General features: G+C 67.8%; 18 protein-coding genes and 1 pseudogene. 12 read left to right on the top strand and 7 right to left on the bottom strand.

Annotation, left to right across the window (positions count from 1 at the left end; all coding sequences use genetic code 11):
* Positions 1-309: 309 nt before the first annotated feature.
* Both R7226_RS01665 and R7226_RS01670 read left to right on the top strand, forming a co-directional pair.
* Entirely contained in the window at positions 310-474 is a 165-nt protein-coding gene (locus R7226_RS01665; RefSeq protein WP_318595287.1) for a hypothetical protein, read from the top strand.
* Positions 471-1,637, top strand: a complete 1,167-nt coding sequence (locus tag R7226_RS01670) for a CaiB/BaiF CoA transferase family protein (protein ID WP_318595288.1) — start codon at positions 471-473, stop codon at positions 1,635-1,637. Before R7226_RS01665 ends, R7226_RS01670 begins: the two co-directional genes overlap by 4 nt.
* Here the strand turns inward: R7226_RS01670 and R7226_RS01675 are convergent.
* A complete protein-coding gene (locus tag R7226_RS01675; protein ID WP_318595289.1) occupies positions 1,624-1,803 on the bottom strand; it encodes a hypothetical protein in 180 nt (59 codons plus the stop codon). The two genes, R7226_RS01670 and R7226_RS01675, sit on opposite strands and share 14 nt — an antisense overlap.
* Before the next feature lie 342 nt (positions 1,804-2,145).
* On the opposite strand from R7226_RS01675, the gene R7226_RS01680 reads away from it, so the two are divergent.
* Together R7226_RS01680 and R7226_RS01685 are read left to right on the top strand one after the other, a co-directional pair.
* On the top strand, positions 2,146-2,964 hold the full coding sequence (locus tag R7226_RS01680; RefSeq protein ID WP_318595290.1) for an enoyl-CoA hydratase/isomerase family protein: 819 nt from the start codon (positions 2,146-2,148) through the stop codon (positions 2,962-2,964).
* Positions 2,961-3,686, top strand: a complete 726-nt coding sequence (locus R7226_RS01685) for a GntR family transcriptional regulator (protein WP_318595291.1) — start codon at positions 2,961-2,963, stop codon at positions 3,684-3,686. The genes R7226_RS01680 and R7226_RS01685 overlap by 4 nt, the downstream gene beginning before the upstream one ends.
* A 152-nt stretch (positions 3,687-3,838) precedes the next feature.
* Here R7226_RS01685 and R7226_RS01690 read toward each other — a convergent pair whose 3' ends face one another.
* From R7226_RS01690 to R7226_RS31650, 3 genes are all read right to left on the bottom strand, one after another.
* Positions 3,839-4,054, bottom strand: a complete 216-nt coding sequence (locus R7226_RS01690) for a hypothetical protein (RefSeq protein WP_318595292.1) — start codon at positions 4,052-4,054, stop codon at positions 3,839-3,841.
* A gap of 184 nt (positions 4,055-4,238) precedes the next feature.
* A complete protein-coding gene (locus R7226_RS01695) occupies positions 4,239-4,634 on the bottom strand; it encodes an ATP-binding protein (protein ID WP_327019409.1) in 396 nt (131 codons plus the stop codon).
* Between the two features lie 160 nt (positions 4,635-4,794).
* Complete coding sequence (locus R7226_RS31650) at positions 4,795-5,208, bottom strand: response regulator transcription factor (protein ID WP_404827738.1); 414 nt, start codon at positions 5,206-5,208, stop codon at positions 4,795-4,797.
* Between the two features lie 185 nt (positions 5,209-5,393).
* On the opposite strand from R7226_RS31650, the gene R7226_RS01700 reads away from it, so the two are divergent.
* The 3 genes and pseudogenes from R7226_RS01700 to R7226_RS01710 all read left to right on the top strand — a co-directional run bounded on the left by R7226_RS01700 (position 5,394) and on the right by R7226_RS01710 (position 7,877).
* Positions 5,394-5,957: a TetR/AcrR family transcriptional regulator gene (locus tag R7226_RS01700; protein WP_318595294.1), complete on the top strand. Its 564-nt coding sequence runs from the start codon at positions 5,394-5,396 to the stop codon at positions 5,955-5,957.
* Positions 5,954-7,135, top strand: a complete 1,182-nt coding sequence (locus tag R7226_RS01705) for an epoxide hydrolase family protein (RefSeq protein WP_318595295.1) — start codon at positions 5,954-5,956, stop codon at positions 7,133-7,135. The genes R7226_RS01700 and R7226_RS01705 overlap by 4 nt, the downstream gene beginning before the upstream one ends.
* 323 nt (positions 7,136-7,458) lie before the next feature.
* A pseudogene (locus R7226_RS01710) lies at positions 7,459-7,877 on the top strand (helix-turn-helix domain-containing protein).
* Positions 7,878-8,180: 303 nt separating this feature from the next.
* Here the strand turns inward: R7226_RS01710 and R7226_RS01715 are convergent.
* Positions 8,181-8,351 carry a DUF1059 domain-containing protein gene (locus tag R7226_RS01715; RefSeq protein ID WP_318595297.1) on the bottom strand — a complete coding sequence of 57 codons (171 nt, stop codon included), beginning with the start codon at positions 8,349-8,351 and terminating at the stop codon, positions 8,181-8,183.
* Positions 8,352-8,356: 5 nt separating this feature from the next.
* Complete coding sequence (locus R7226_RS01720; RefSeq protein ID WP_404827744.1) at positions 8,357-9,343, bottom strand: phosphotriesterase family protein; 987 nt, start codon at positions 9,341-9,343, stop codon at positions 8,357-8,359.
* A gap of 331 nt (positions 9,344-9,674) precedes the next feature.
* Between R7226_RS01720 and R7226_RS01725 the strand changes: the two genes are divergently transcribed.
* Complete coding sequence (locus tag R7226_RS01725) at positions 9,675-10,316, top strand: TetR/AcrR family transcriptional regulator (protein ID WP_318595299.1); 642 nt, start codon at positions 9,675-9,677, stop codon at positions 10,314-10,316.
* A gap of 116 nt (positions 10,317-10,432) precedes the next feature.
* On the opposite strand, the gene R7226_RS01730 is transcribed toward R7226_RS01725, so the two are convergent.
* Entirely contained in the window at positions 10,433-10,624 is a 192-nt protein-coding gene (locus R7226_RS01730) for a ferredoxin (RefSeq protein WP_318595300.1), read from the bottom strand.
* 263 nt (positions 10,625-10,887) lie between these two features.
* Between R7226_RS01730 and R7226_RS01735 the strand changes: the two genes are divergently transcribed.
* From R7226_RS01735 to R7226_RS01750, 4 genes are read left to right on the top strand one after another with little or no spacing between them, the layout of a single operon-like run.
* Entirely contained in the window at positions 10,888-11,829 is a 942-nt protein-coding gene (locus R7226_RS01735; RefSeq protein WP_318595301.1) for a cyclase family protein, read from the top strand.
* 16 nt (positions 11,830-11,845) lie between these two features.
* Positions 11,846-13,210, top strand: a complete 1,365-nt coding sequence (locus tag R7226_RS01740; RefSeq protein WP_318595302.1) for an ABC transporter substrate-binding protein — start codon at positions 11,846-11,848, stop codon at positions 13,208-13,210.
* 13 nt (positions 13,211-13,223) lie between these two features.
* Complete coding sequence (locus R7226_RS01745) at positions 13,224-14,135, top strand: branched-chain amino acid ABC transporter permease (RefSeq protein ID WP_318595303.1); 912 nt, start codon at positions 13,224-13,226, stop codon at positions 14,133-14,135.
* A complete protein-coding gene (locus R7226_RS01750) occupies positions 14,132-15,946 on the top strand; it encodes a branched-chain amino acid ABC transporter ATP-binding protein/permease (RefSeq protein ID WP_318595305.1) in 1,815 nt (604 codons plus the stop codon). Before R7226_RS01745 ends, R7226_RS01750 begins: the two co-directional genes overlap by 4 nt.
* Positions 15,947-15,955 lie beyond the last annotated feature (9 nt).

Raw genomic sequence — 15,955 nt, forward strand, 5'->3', positions numbered from 1 at the left:
GATGGCGCCTGCCCGCGCGACCGTCGCGCTCGGCTCGTCACGTTGCCAGCTGCGACGTCTCGCCACATGCACTCCTGGTCCCTCGGTGCGGCGCCTGCTGCCCTGACCGGCGACGCGCGGGACATGAGCGCCTCCTAGATATGTGGAGAAACACGCGCTAGCATCGCGGCGTACCGTACGCGGCATGCCGTATACAAGGACATTCGAGTGGAGAACGGTTGCATGACCGGTGCAAGCGCACGTGAGGACTCTGCGTTCATCTCGTCTCGGTCGCGGGCGCAGGCCGTGCTGTGGCATCCGTTCAACGAGATGGCACCCGTCAGCCTCAGCGAGTTCGTAGAGCGGGCTGACGAGGTCTGGATCTACGTTCGCGAGGGGCGTCCGTGCCTCGGCGCGGCCGCGAGTCCCCGGTTCGTCGACGCCGCGAAGAGCGGCAGCGGCAGAATGGCGGCGGGCTGGGAGGACATCGCATGAGTCCCGATCCCGCCTGTCCGCTGGAGGGGGTGCGCGTGCTCGACTTCACGCGCATTCTCTCAGGGCCGTACTGCTCACTGCTGCTGAGCGACCTCGGCGCCGACGTCATCAAGGTCGAGCGGCCGCGGGTCGGTGACGATACGCGCCACTGGGGCCCGCCGTACCTCGATGAGGAGGCGGCCGTCTCGACGTACTTCGCAGCGCTCAACCGCGGCAAACGCAGCATCGCGCTCGACCTCACCGACGACGACGACCGAGCGACGCTGGACCGGCTCGTCGAGCGCGTCGACGTCGTGATCGAGAACTTTCGCCCGGAGGTCGCCGAGCAGCTCGGGCTCGCGCACGAGCGGCTTGCCGGGATCAACCCGGCGATCGTCACCTGCTCGGTGTCCGGCTACGGGCGCACTGGCCCCTACGCCGGGCTGGCCGGCACCGAGATCGTCGTTGAGGCGATGTCGGGCCTGATGGAGGTGACCGGGCCGGCCGACGGCGAGCCGGTGCGGATGGGGATCGCGATGGTCGACATCGCGACGGGTCTGGCAGCCGCGACGCGGATCGTCGCCGCGCTGCTGCACGCGCGTGAGTCGGGCGTCGGCGCTCCCGTCGACGTCTCGCTCTACGCGACCGCAATCGGCGCGCTCGGGACCCTCGTCACGAGCTACTCGGCGACCGGCGACCAACCGCGGCGCTGGGGCTCGCACCATCCGACGATCTCGCCCTACGGCGGTTTCCCGTGCGCCGACGGTCACCTCATCACCGGCGTCATCAACGACGCGCGCTGGAGCGTCTTCTGCTCCGTGATTGAGCTGCCGGACCTGGCCGAGCGCGAGCAGTTCGCGACCAACGCGCTGCGCGTCACCCACCGCGAGGAGCTGGAATCGGCGATCGCGGCGCAGACGCGCACGCGACCGGTCGAGCACTGGGTCGGGCGGCTGCGTCGGGAGGGGCTGCTGGCGGCGCCGATCCGGACGGTCGGCGCAGCTGTCGACGATGCCGCGACGCGGCAGATGGGCCTGTTCGTCGAGATCGACGGCCACCCCGGCGTCGTCTCGCCGCGCTTGGACGGCGTCGCGCACGACGGCGCCCCGCAAACGGTGCCGCGGCTCGGCGAACACCAGCAGACGGTGCTCGCCGAGCTGCTCCCGGACGTCAGCGCTGCGTGAGCAACGTCGTCAGCTGGGCGCCGCGCTCGCTCTCGACCTGCGCCGCCCAGCCGTCGGCCGCGTTGCGCCGCAGCGTCCGCGTTGCGAGCCGGGCCAGCGCCGGGTTCGCGGCCGAGGCCAGCTCGCGGGCGCGGGCAGGACGTCGCCGCTCGCGCAGCAGGCGCATGGGAGCGCCGCCGGGATGGATCGCGAGTGGCGCGAAAGCCGGAGGTCAAGCGCGCACGCTGGCGATGACGGTCACGTCGGCGGCGAGCGCCAGGTTGAGCCAGGGCGCTGACCGGTCCGCCTTCGACCGCCGCGATCGTCGGTACGGGAGGCGGCGCCGAGCGAGGAAGTGGTTGCAATTCGCGTCTCCAGCTCTCGCCGCGCCTCGACCTCGGCCGGGTCGCCGGCGCGGGCCAGCACGTCGCGGACGCGCGCAGAAGGCGAAGCGTGATGGTCGCGATGCCGTCGGCTGTTCACTACTCACGTCTGCGGAGGCGCATCTGTATGCGGCATACTGCGTACGGTGATTCCCGAGGAAGCGTCACTTCAGCCGCCGGTTCGGACTGCACGGGTAGGGGCGGTCGCCGTCGTTACGCTCACGCGCCCGGAAGTGCGCAACGCGCTCTCGCCGCAGTTGATGTCCGCACTCGCGGAGGCGCTCGAGCAGGCCGACGCGGACAACACCGTCGGCTGTGTCGTGATCGAGGGCAGCGAACGGGTCTTCGCCGCCGGCGGCGACCTGAAGTGGATGCGCGACCAGGGGCGCGAAGGACTGCTGCGCTTCGGTGCCGGCGACTGGCCACGGATCCGCGCGATCGGCGTTCCAACTATCGCGGCGGTCTCAGGGCTCGCGCTCGGCGGTGGCTGCGAGCTGGCGCTCAGCTGCGACATGATCGTCGCCTCGGAGACGGCGACCTTCGGCCAGCCGGAGATCCTGCTCGGGCTGATCCCGGGCGCCGGCGGTACGCAGCGTTTGAGTCACCTGCTCGGACGTCAGCGCGCAATGGAGCTCGTGCTGACCGGCCGCCGCATCGACGCCAGGGAGGCGCTCGAGATGGGGATCGTCAACCGCGTCGTGTCGGTCGAGCGGCTGCGCGAGGAGGCGCTGACGCTGGCGGCCGAGGTCGCCTCGCGGCCGCGTCACGCGGCGCGTCTCGCCAAACGCGCCGTGCGCGCGGCAGAGCGGATGGGGCTCGACGCCGGGCTCGACCACGAGCGCCGCCTGTTCGAGCAGGCGCGCGCAACCGACGACTGCGAGGAGGGGATCGATGCCTTTCTCTCCAAGCGCCCGTCGCAATTCGCCTCCGTCCGTGAAACGCGCGAGGATTCGGCGTCTGCATGAGCAGCAACGACACCCCTACGACGACCCGCCCCGGAGGCCGCGCACTGCGCCCGGTGCGCGTCACGCTCGCCGAGCAGACTGCGCAGATCCTGCGCGACCGGATCGTTTGGGGCGAGCTGCCGCCCGAGTCGTGGCTGGCAGAGAGCGAGTTGGCGAGAGACCTCGGCGTCAGCCGCACCCCCGTCCGCGAGGCGCTCCAGCGGCTGGAGGCCGACGGGCTGCTGGTGCGCCAGGGGACGAGACTGCTGGTAGCGCCGTTCGACCAGGGCGTCGCCGTCGAGACGCTGATCATGCGTGAGCTGCTCGAGCCGTTCGCCGCGACCGAGAGCGTGCAGCGGATGAGCGCCGCCGACGTCAAGCGGCTTCGCGGCGTTCTGCGCGAGATGGAGAAAGCCGGCGCCCACGGTAGGGCAGCGAGCCCCAGACGCGGCGCGCAGCTGAACATCGAGTTCCACAGCCTGCTCAACGCCCGCTGCCCCTACCAGCGGATCATCGAGTCGATCCAGGTCGCACGCGACGCGTACTCCGCGCTGCGTCTTTACACCAGCTACTCCGCCGACGAACTCGAACGCGTTCACGACGAGCATGTCGAGATCGTAGAAGCGGCCGCGGCCGCCGCCGGCTCGGGCAACATCGCGGCGGCCGAGCATGTCGGCGACCTGATCCGCGACCACATGCGCGCGGCGCGCGAGACGCTGCTGCGCAACCGTACGCACGGGTAACCGCAGGCTTGGCCGACGATACGTTGGGCGGTGGGTTCCCGTAGACGCCCTCTCCCCAAGGGGCGTTTCTGTGAGGCGGTTACAACATGCGGACGGTCGAAGCGCGCGCGGCACGTGCTTCCGGTTCCCCATGGCCTAGACGGCTGGTTGGGCTATCCGTCGCGCCGCGGCGTCCGCGCAGCCAACTCTGACGTCAGGAGGCTGCGGTAGAGAATCTCGATCTCCCGGACACGTCGCATCCGTTTGATCGCCTGTTGCGCCTGGGTTCCGCGGTCAGGCTGGCCGCACGGTTGCTCGGCGAGCGCCTCGACTAAGCGCAACTCTGCCCAGAGCTTCTGCAACGAGTGATGTCTGAGCGTCGTCGGCATACCAGAGTGGCGAGCGCGACTGGAACGCAGTCTAGAGCCGTGTGGGCGTGAGGGGCGGCTGCGTGGCACTATCTATCGCCCTTGGAGGGGGGAGGGGGGTCGTTTCACTGGGCATTCCCGGAGGCTTGGGTTCGCGTGGACCTGTTCGGTCCTCTCGAGGACATCGGGTGACGTTGCATACCAACTAGACCTCGAACCAGACCAGCGTGCGCGCGCCGTCGTGCTGGACGCCCCAGCGCGAGCTGACCGCGCCGACGATGTCCAGCCCCCAGCCGCCGACGAGTGCGTCGGCAGCCCCGTGTCGGCCGTGCAGCGCGGCGACCTCGTCGGTCGAGAACCCGTTCGCGGAGCGGTTGAGCACCCCGACGCGGAGGTGGTCGCCGTCGTCGCTCAGCCGCAGCTCGATCACGTCGTCGTGACCGAGATCGCCGTGCAACAGCGCGTTGGTGACGACCTCCGAGGTTGCCAGCAAGGCAGCTTCGGCGCGCGGGTCGCCGCTCCACGAAGCATTGACGGCTGCCCGGGCCTGCGCCGGCGCGTCAGCTGTCACGACAAGCTGCATGAGCATGCTCGACGGCATCGCTAGACGAAGGAACCTGCGCGAGCCGTACTCCTCAACCACTCGCTACCCCAACAAGCAATCTGCCACGCAAGTGGCACCGACGCGCCTGCTCAAGGGCCCACTCCTTGGCAGTTCCCTGGCGACTTGGCGGTGCTCGCGGACTGGGTCGGTCACCGACTCACACAAGAGCGTCGGCGTCAGCTCGCGAGCGGGTTTGGGATCGTCGCGAATGCGTCCATCCAGAGGATCTCGAGGCGGCGGTGAGCGATTTGCCAGCCTTCGGGGCGGCGTTCGACGCGGTCGACGTCGTCGGCGCATGGCCCTGAGCAGCGCCGCGGGTCGCGACTGATCGCGCGCGACGGCTCAGGCGATCGGGTTGGGGGATCTCAGCTGACGTGCATGAGGCCGTCGTGGACGGCCCGAGCGGCTGCGACGCCGAGGTCGAGACGTCGAGTCTCTCGAGGATGTGGGCGATGTGACTGGCGACGGTGTGACGGCTGACGATCAGCGCGGCCGCGATCTCGGGGTAGGTCGCTCCGTCGACGAGCAGGGTCGCGACGCGCTGGCGCCGCGCCGACGAGCAGCGCGTCACCCGCGGCGCCGTCGGCGGGGCGGAGGTCGTGAGCCGGCCGTCGTCCCGCTCGGCCGGCGACCCATCGTCGATAGTGTACTGTACCGTTTCGTACTGATCGCATGGTCACACCACATGGACATCACTCCGTCGCCTCGTCCGCCGGTGGCTCTCCGTTACGGGGCGAGCGGCGCATCGCGGCGATCTTGGCCGCCGCCGCCGAGCTCGTCGCCGAGATCGGCTATGAACGGGTCACGGTCGACGCGATCGCCAGGCGCGCGAAGGCGTCGAAGGCGACGATGTACCGCAACTGGCCCACGAAGGCGGAGCTGATCGCCGACGCGCTGCGGCGAAACGCCGACGGCGGGCACGTTCTGGTACCCGACACGGGCACTTTGCGGACCGACCTGCTCGCAACCGTCGAGGAGATCGCGCAGAGCTTCGCCAGGGACAGCGGCCCGTCGCTCCTGGGTCTCACCGAAGCGATCCGTCAGGACGCAGTGCTGCGCGATCTCGTCCGCTCGCAGATCCAAGCGCGCATCCGCGAGGTCGGAGCGCTCATCCTCGATCGCGCCCTGGCCCGGGGCGACGACGTCAACTCGGCCAGCTACGACATGGTTCTCGAACTCGCATTCGGGTGGCTCCTCACCATGACGCTCCTCAACGGCCGAATGCCTGATGTCGATGAACGAACGCGGCTCGTTGACGAGGCCATGCTGCCGCTCCTGCGCACCGCCTCCCCAGACTGCCCGACTGAAGGCAACGTATGACTGATCGAATCGAACCGTTCCATCTGTCCGTTCCCGAGTCCGATCTCGCTGACCTGCGCGACCGCGTGGCCCGGGTCCGCTGGCCCGACCGCGAGACCGTGCGGGACACCAGCCAAGGGCCCCAGCTGGCGAAGCTGCGAGCGCTTACAGAGCGGTGGCGTGGCGAATACGACTGGCGGACGTGCGAGGCCGAGCTCAACGCGTTGGGCCAGTACCGCACCACGATTGACGGCCTCGGCATCCACTTCCTGCACGTGCGCTCGCCAGAGCGGGACGCCCTGCCGCTGCTTCTGACTCACGGCTGGCCCGGCTCGATCCTCGAGTTCCGCAAGGTCATCGGCCCGCTCACCGATCCCGCCGCGCACGGCGGAGATCCAAGGACCGCGTTCCACGTCGTCGTGCCCTCGATGCCGGGCTTTGGCTTCTCCGAGCGGCCGCGTGAGCCTGGGTGGAACATCGCGCGCGTCGCGGATGCCTGGATCGAGCTGATGCGCCGGCTCGGCTACGACCGCTGGGGCGCGCAGGGCGGCGACCTCGGATGCGCGGTCACCGACACGATCGCGAGCAGAACTCCTCCGGGGCTCGTCGGCCTGCATCTCAACTTCGCGATGTTCCCGCCCCTGCCCGACGAAATCGAGAACGCGACCACGGACGAGCAGGCGATGCTCGACAGCGCGCAGTTCTTCTGGGACCAGCTCTCGGGCTACGCCAGAGTGCAGTCCACGCGCCCCCAGACGATCGGCTACGCGCTCGCGGACTCACCGGTCGGGCTGGCGGCATGGATCTACGCGATGTTTCAGGACACCTGCGGCACTCCCGGCGACGCGGAGGGCTCGCTCAGCCAGGACGAGATGCTTGACGACATCACGCTCTACTGGCTGACCAACACAGCGGCGTCCTCGGCCCGGCTCTACTGGGAGATGGTGAGATCCGGCCGGCCCTCACCCGCCTCGCCGGCGACGCCGATCACGCTGCCGACCGGATTCACCATGTTCCCGGAGGAACACGTACGCAAGTCTCGACGTTGGCTGGAACGTCGCTATAGCAATGTGATCTTCTTCAACCAGCCTGAGCGTGGCGGCCACTTCGGCGCCTTGGAGCAGCCGCTGCAGTTCGTGGACGACGTCCGGGCAACGTTCGCGACCATCCGCGCAGACGACCATCCCGGACGTCCCTAGGCGAGCCCGTCCCGGCGCGCCCGACGACGATGCTGCGGCCGTGAAGTAACTGGCGGTGTGGCGTTGGAAGGCCGGTCCTCGGCGCAGGCCCGGACGCGCGCTCTGCCTCCCCGGCAGCCCGATAACTGTCGCGATGCGTCAGCCCTTTCTTGAGGCACAGCTATCCCCGCGCGGGTGTTGGTCCCCTGATCCCTGAGCACCTTGAGCGGCGCTCCCCGGTCGCGCGAACTCTAGAACGCGGGAGGTTGGGCGAGCCGGTCTGCGTCGCCGTCTGCTAGCGGGTTGTGGGACCAGTAACGCCGGCATACCGCGAACCGCGCGCCATTGCTCCCCGACGCCGGCCGCTTCGCCCGCGATTCACCTGCAGCGGGCTGCCGGCCTCGACGCTGCGCTACTACGAGCAGCGCGGCCTGATCACCTCCAACGGCCGCCGCGGGCTGCGGGGCCAGTTCGATGCGCAGGTGCTCGAGCGGCTCGCGCTGATCTCGCTCGGCCGCCGGGCCGGGCTCGCGCTCGACGAGATCACGCCGATGCTCACCGACGACGGACGGCCGCACGTCGACCGCGCGCTGCTGGCCGCGAAGGCCGACGAGCTGGAGCGGACGATCGCGCGGCTGAGCGCGATGCGCGACGGCCTCCGCCACGCCGCCACCTGTCCCGCGACCGACCACGCCGACGGCTGACGTTCCGCCGTCTGCTGCGCGCGGGCAGACCGGGCAGGCCGTCGAGACGCCCGGCGTGATCCTAAGCGCCGGGGCGCCACCGGCCGGTGGACCGAACGGAGCGCAGCCGCGCCGGGTGCCCTTCGGCCGCTAGATGCACGTCAATGAGCTTGAATCCGCTTGACGCGCTCGGGAGCGTGGCGGGCGCCGGGAGCGATCGCGGGTGCGGGAGCCCGCGTGCTCGACGACCTGCATCAACTCGCCGACCGCGCGCGGCAGGACCTGAGGCCGCGCGCTCCCTCCGTCGAGCCGGTGCCACGCAACCGCACGCTGCCGCTGCGATCCTTGCCTGGATCCCGGCAGCGAGCGCGACGCGTCGTTGGTCACAGGCTCGAGTCGGGAAGGCGATAGGCGAGCGCGGTGATGTCCTCGCGCGTGTAGGCGCCGGCTTGCTGCGGATGCCGTCTTGTCAGGTGGTCGTTCACACGTGCGATGAGCTCTTCCTCATCCGAGCCCGATATCTGAAGTCCGCACGGGCAGCGAAGCGCGAGCATGGTGGTCAGTAGGCGCCCTGCGCGGCGAACACGCGCCGCGGGTTGTGAACCAGCAGCGCGTCGATCTGCTCCTCGGTCACGCCGCGCTCACGGAGAGCGGGGATCACGGCTGACGAGACATGTGTGAACGACCATTCGGACGCGACTGGGAGAGGGTTCTCGAGGAACCAGTCAGAGTGCGCCGTGTAGTCGTGCGAGAGCACGATGCGATCGCCGTACCCGGCCTCGATGAGCCTCACGAGCGTTTCGATCCGCTCCTCGAACGACGGGAAGTGCGGTGCCATGTAGAGGCCGAACCGGTCGGCGCCGATCATCGAGCCCGCGTCCATCAGCTCGCGAAGGTAGTCGAGGTCTGTGGAGTCGCCGCTGTGGCCGATGATCACGCGAGTGAGATCGACCCCCTCTTCCTTGAAGATTCGCTGCTGATCAAGCCCGTTGCGCTCCGACACCTGCGTGTGGGTGGTAATAGGCGCGCCAGTCTCGCGATGCGCGCGCGCCGCGGCGCGCAGGATCCGTTCGATGTTCGGCGTGACGCCCTTCAGGTCAGTGGCGACCTTGATGATCGCCGCGCGGACATCCGTGCCTGCGATCCCGTCGCGGATGTCGCGCACGAAGATCTCCGTCATCACGTCTCGTGCCGATGCGTCGGCCGGCGCACGGTACTGGAAGTAGAACGGCAGGTCGTCGTAGGTGTAGATGCCCGTCGACACGATGATGTTCAGATCGACCATCGCGTTGATCTCTCGCAGCGCGGCGATGTCGCGACCGTGGCCGATCGCCGTGGCGTCGACGATCGTGTCGATCCCGGCGGCCTTGACGTCTCTGAGCTTCGAGGCGATCGCCTCGAGCGCGAGCTGACGGTCGCCGCCCCAGCTGAGCTCCGGTTGGTCACGGGAGATCTCTGCGTTGATGTTGACGATGTGCTCGTGCATGAGCGCCTGTCCGAGCTCGTCGACCTCGACGAGTCCACGAACAGTGGAGACGGTAGACATCGGGCTCCTTGCATTGACGATGGCGCTGGTTCGCCTGTGGCGTAGACCAGGCCCGGGGGGAACGGCGATGACGACCACGGTGCACCTCCCGACCTCGCATGTCGCGGGGATGGGTTACAGCGAGGGTCACGCCGCTGATGGTGACGGCACCGTAGCCAGCTCGATGCAAAATTGCAACGGCGTTTCGAAACTGAGTTGCTGAAGCAGAGCGGAATCGGCGGGCGATAGTCTTCGGTACGTGGGCTCAATCACTTCGCGCGAGAGCAGGCCGACGGGGGCTCCCCGGATCCCTCCTGGCTGGGCCCAGGCCGACCCTGAGTTCGACGAGGTCGTGTTCGATGTCGCGCCCACGACGCTCGCGCCGTTCTTCGAGGGCAAGGCCCCAAGCGCCTTGACCCTCCGTCAGCAGGAGCGCCTGCGGGTCGTGTTGCACGCGACGTTGAAGCTCGCCGACCGAGGCGGATACGACGCCGTCAGAATGCGCGACCTTGCAAGCACTGGTGTGGCGCTCGGAACGATCTATCGCTTCTTCGGATCGCGGGACTTCCTCGTCTTCCGCGCGACGAGCGCGTGGTGTGAGCGCGCAGCGTTGCGGAGCCTCCCGCAGGGGGGCAGCCAGGATTTCCGTCGCAAGTCGCGCTACCAGTGGCACCGTCTCACCGCGCAGTTCGAAGCGCATCCAAAGGTCGTCGAGGCGTGGGTTCGCGCTGCTATCAGCGACGACCCGGCGGTCGTTGCCTTTCGTCGCGCCTATCCGCCATGGGCCTTCGGGGCTCACATATCGCCGCCCATGGACGAGCTGGACCCCGACTATGCAGTCCGTCTCCGTGCGATGATCGAGACCCACGCGTTCGGAGGCCTCGTGCGCTGGGTGCACGGCCAGCGCACGCTTGAGGAGCTGCGCGAGGACTTCGCGGATCTGCTCGAGCTGGTCTTCACTCCTCCGAAGTACCGGGACGCTGATCCCACGTAGCGCCTGTCGGGGCAAGGCCGCCAGCGACGTCCCGGGCTAGACGCAGCATGCCGCTCGGCGGGGTGATCGGCCCACAGCGGCCGGAGGCTTCACCTCCGGCGAGCTGCGGCTGACGGTCAACCTTCGAACGTGATGGCTCGCTTGGGGCACGCGCGAGCAGCGGCCTCGAGCTTGGCGCGCAGCGCATCGGAGGGCTGCTCGTCCAGCACGACGAGGTTGTCGTCGTCATCCATCTCGAACAGTTCGGGTGCCTCGACGGCGCACGCGCCGTTGCCTTCGCAGAGATCCCAATCGATGACGGTCTTCACGGCCGGCTCCTTCGTGTGATCGGTGTTCGGCAGACGCTAGCCCGCAGCGCAGAAATTTGCAATGCCGTTTCAATTTCTACTTGACGCGGGCGCCTGCGCTGTGCAAGCTACGCATCGCAGCAGGAGGAGAGAGGCGCTGTGGCTCGTGGAGTCGAGCGCCGTAACGATGGGCCCGTCTCGAGCGGCGGCCCGAACAGCTGTCGACGCGTACCTGCCGCTGAAGGCGGCGGGCGGCGAGTCGCTGGCGTGATGGAGGAGAGAGCATGGGTCTGGCCAACAGGACATCTCCGTCCGCGGCGGATTACGCGCAGTATCCGGAGCGCTTCAACAACTGGGGTCGCTGGGGAGAGGCTGACGAACTCGGGACCTTGAACCACATCACCGGTGACGTCCGCCGCAATGCCGCAGCGCTCGTACAGGAAGGGCGCGCCGTGTCGATGGCACGACCGATCCAGACGCAACCGGGGCCGGCAAACCCATGGCCTGCGCACCATCTCGTCGGTATGCCGCATGCGCGCGGCGCCGGCGACTACCTCGCGATGTTCCTGCACAGCTTCGTCGACACGCACATCGACGGGCTTTCACACATTGCTGGTCCCAATGGGCTGGCGTGGAACGGCAAGCGCCTCGGCGAGAACGGGATGCCGATCGAGCACAGCGGAACAGTCGACTTCTGGCGTGACGGGATCGTCACGCGCGGTGTGCTGTACGACGTTCCGCGCTTCCGCGGGACTGACTTCGTCGCGTCGGGTGAGCCGGTTCACGGCTGGGAGCTGCAAGATGTCGCCGACGCCCAGGGCGTTGTGCCGCAGAGTGGCGACGCCGTGATCATCCGATCCGGTCACGACCCCTACTGGGCCGCGACGGGCCGGCCACCGGGATTCGAGTCGGTGGCCGGTGTGCATGTCTCAGCCCTGGAGTTCTTGCACGACACTGAAGCGTCGGTCTTGGTGTGGGACTTCCAGGACGCGCCGTCGCACGATCAGGGACTTCCCAATCCCCATGGCAGCGAGATCCCGATCGCGCTTCACGTTCACGCCATCGCCTTGCCCCACATGGGTCTTCCGCTGGTCGACAACGCAAACCTCGAGGACATCGCGGTCGCGTGCGCCGAACTCGGCCGATGGGCATTTCAGGTCGTCGTGGCGCCGCTGATCATCCCGGGGGCCACCGGCTCTCCCGTCAATCCACTCGCGATCCTCTGACTGCGGAGCAGACGAGATGACTTCGCTTGACAACGGCGGCTGGTACGAGCTCGGCGTCTCCCGACGCCACCTGCTTCGCAGTGGGGGCCTGCTCGCACTGGCTGGAACGCTCGGCTCGGTCCTGGCCGCATGCGGCGACAGCAGTGACGGAGGCGAGCAGACAAGAAGCGCCGCGCTCGGTCCGTCACCTGCGGATCTCGGCGAGCGGATCACGCGCTACGTCGGACCGATCGACGCCAAGACTTCGGGCAGAGATCTCTCCTTGAAGCTCGGGGCCCTTGTTTCCCTGAGCGGGCCCGCGCGTGCGTTTGGAACCGACCAGGTCAACGGCGCGAAGCTCGCCATCAAGCACATCGAAGCGGCCGGTGGTCCGAAGTTCACCTTGATCGCCAAGGACGACCGCTCGGCCAATCCGACTGTTGGCGCACAGATCGCTCGCGAACTCGGGGAAGAGGGCGTCCAGATGGCGCTGATGGCGAACGGCGCCAACGGCGGCGGCTCGATCGGTCCGGTCGGGCAGCACAACATTCTCTCGATCGACGGTGGCGCTGGGATCATCGCCACCACGATTGGCAAGCCATACATCTGGGCAGGCCGCTCGACCGCTCCTGACGACGGCTACCCGGCGATCGCGCAGTACGTCGCGAAGGCGATGCCCGACGCGAAGAAGATCGTGGCTGTGGTGATGGAAGGCCCCGCCGCGTTCACCGATGCCTACACGGAGCTGATCGACAAGGCGTTCTCGAACGCAGGCGCTCCCAAACCAGAGATCGTCATCGGCCCGACGTTTGGGTCGACCGACTTCTCCGGTCTTGTGAACGATCTTCGTCAAGACGCTCCCGATCTGGTCGTCGCGCAGATGTACGGCACGGACCTGGGGCTGTTCATCAAGCAGTTCCGCACATCGGGTCAGCAGACCCCGGTGATCGGCATCGACTACACGGCGGCTGCCACGGAAGCTGCGGGCTCGGCCCTTGACGGCTACATGTTCGCGCAGGACACGTTCAATCCAGCAGACCTGGCCAGCGACTGGGCCAAGCTCTACGCCGATGAGTATCAGCGGATGTTCAAGACGCCGGCGGGCACGTTCAACGCGAACGGCTACGAGGACGTCTTCGTCTTTTGGGCGCTCGTCCGACGAGTCCTCAAGGCCGGCGGCGACCCCAAGAGCGGCAAAGACCTGCAGGAGGCGCTCATCGACGACCCCACGTTCCCGAGCCTCTATGGCGGGCAGGGCGACAGAATCGGTCGAATCAGACTCGACGCCAAGACGCACAAGGCGGTCGAGCGCACCATGAGCGTCTCGAAGTACGAGGACGGCAAGCTCGAGACGCTGGCCACGTGCAACCTCGACGGGTCGAACTTCCAGTTGAGCGCGTGAGAGGGCCTGGACGATGAATTTCACGGCCCACAACGTGCTGCAACTGCTCGCCAACGGAGCCGTGCTCGGTGCGTTCTACGCGGCGATCGGGTGCTCGTTCAGTCTCATCCTCACCGTGACGGGGCGCTTCCACATGGCCTGGGCGATGTCGTTCACCGTGGCCGCGTTCCTGGCGGCGAGCTTGACCGAGAACGGCGTGAGCTTCTGGCTCGCGCTGCTCGCGGCGGGCATCGCGGCAGCTGGTGTCGGCGTCGCGATCGAACGACTGATCTACCGCCCGCTGCTGGCAGCAGGTGGTGCCGCCGGCGGCGCCGCATCCGCTCTGCTCACGGTGGTGGTCGCGTCGCTCGGCATCGTGATCGTCGGTCAGAACCTGATCAGCTTGTTCTGGGCGCCGGACGGGCTCGGCAAGTCGATCGCCAACATCGACGTGAAGCCTGTCGATCTCGGCGGGATCGCTCTCACCTCGCTGGACATCACGGCATTCACCATCAACGTCGCGATGATAGCGGCGCTGTTTCTGATCCTGCGCCGGACGAAGCTCGGTCGCAACATCCGCGCCACAAGCGTCAACGCCGACATGGCGCGCGTCGTCGGTATCGACACGAAGCGGATCTTCCTCATCGTCTTTGGAATCGGTTCGTTCATCGCGGGGGTCGCGGCCGTCCCATACGCCGCCAAGACGGTCGCAGTGCCCGAAATGGGGTTCATCCCCGTGCTCTACGCGCTGCTGGTCGCGTTCCTGGGCGGCTTTCGCAACAACCCGCTCCAGACGGCGGCCGTCGGCTTCGGCATCGGAATCCTCGAGGCGGAGGCATCTCTCTTGGTGGACCTGCAGTACACACAGCTGGTCGTCTACTCGGTGCTGTTCATCTTCGCGGCCTCACGCGCTTTCGTCGGTGGCGGACGGACGGCGCTGGCGTGACCTCCTCCATCGTCACGAGCTTCGCGTTTCTCGGCGAGACCGATATCAGCTACATCAACCTCGCGTTGATCTATGCGATCTACGCGGTGTCACTCAACCTGCTCCTGGGCTACGCAGGCCAGGTGACACTTGCTCCCGCGGCCTTCGGGGCGATCGGCGGGTACTCGGTCGCCCGGCTCTTCCTCGACGGGAATGGGCTGGAGGTCGGGCTGCTCGTCGGCTTCTCGGTCGCCCTCGTGTTCGGCGTCCTGATCGGCATCATCGCCCTCCGGCTGACGCTGATCTGGTTGGTCGTGCTCACGCTCGCCTTCTCGACCATCGTGCCGCAGGTCATCATCGTCCTGCGCAAGCCCGATCTCGGTCAAGTCGGAGGCCTGACGAACATCGTGGACGTTCCGTTCTTCGGACACGTCTTGCGTGATCCCTCCGATCTGCTGCCGGTCACGCTCGCGTTCGCCGCAATCGTGTTCCTCGTCTGCCTGCGGATGGGGGAGTCACCATATGGGCGGGTTCTGCGGGCGGTCCGCGACGATACGACGGCGATCCAGACGCTTGGCAAGAACACATTCCGCTACAAGCTGCAGGTGTTCGGTCTGACGTCGGGGATGGCTGGAATCGCCGGTGGTCTGATCGTCGTGCAGTCGACGGTGGCAGCGCCCGGAACGTTCAGCTTCGATGCCTCGCTTGCGATCTTCGCGATCGTCGTCATCGGGGGGATGGGGAACCTCTACGGCTCCCTCCTCGGCGCCGCGCTCATCACGGCGGCCACGCCGTTCTTTCAGAACGTCCTCGGTATCGATCCCCTGAAGGCCACGCTCTGGCAGCTGATCGCGTACGGGGCGGCGCTCATCATCGTCATCCGGTTGCGCCCGCAAGGTCTGCTGCCGGCGGGGAGCCGGTACACACGGGATCTGATCGCCCGCGTGCGCGGAACGCGACCGGCGCCGGAACCGCCCGATCGCGGGCCGGCGATGCAGGCGCCGTCCGTGCGACCACCGGCGATGCCCGCTTCACGCAACGGAGGACAATCGGCGCGGCCAGTTCTCGACGGGGAGATCGCCGTCCGTGCCCGCGGGCTGGAGAAGTCATTCGGCGGTGTCCGGGCAGTGCAAGGAGTCGACATCGACCTCAAGCGCGGGGCCGTCACAGCGCTCGTCGGTCCGAACGGGGCAGGAAAGACGACGGTGTTCAACCTCATCGCGGGCGCGTTGCGACCGGACGCAGGAAGCGTCGTGCTGGACGACGTCGAGATTGCCGGCAAGCGGCCGGACGAGATCGCGGCGCTCGGGATGGTGCGTTCGTTCCAAGACGTCCGTCTGTTTCCCCAGATGACCGCGCGAGACAACGTCGCCGTCGCGGTACCAGGCCAACCAGGGGAGTCGCTTGCCCGGCTCTTCGCTGCTCCGGCGGCGGTCGGCCGAGGTGAGCGGGCTGCTCTGGAGATGGCCGACGAGTGGCTGGAGTTCGTCGGCATGAGCGGCGCTGCGACGACACCCGCAGCCGCGCTCAGCTACGGCGAGCAGAAGCTCGTGTCACTCGCGCGTGTTCTGGCCACAGACGCGCAGGTCATCTTGCTGGACGAGCCGGCGTCGGGCATCGAGGGCAGCTGGGTTCAGGCGATGCTGGATCTGATCGACCGTGTCCGCGACCAGGGCCGAACGGTCTGCATCGTGGAGCACAACATGCACGTGATCGAGCAGATCGCGGATGTCACGTACTTCATGGAATCGGGCCGCGTCGTCGCGTCCGGAGACGTCGGCGAGCTGCTCAAGGACAATCATCTGGCGGAGGTCTATTTTGGGACCGTCTGACGCGACCAC

Source organism: Conexibacter stalactiti, from assembly GCF_033542075.1.
Taxonomy (GTDB): domain Bacteria; phylum Actinomycetota; class Thermoleophilia; order Solirubrobacterales; family Solirubrobacteraceae; genus Conexibacter; species Conexibacter stalactiti.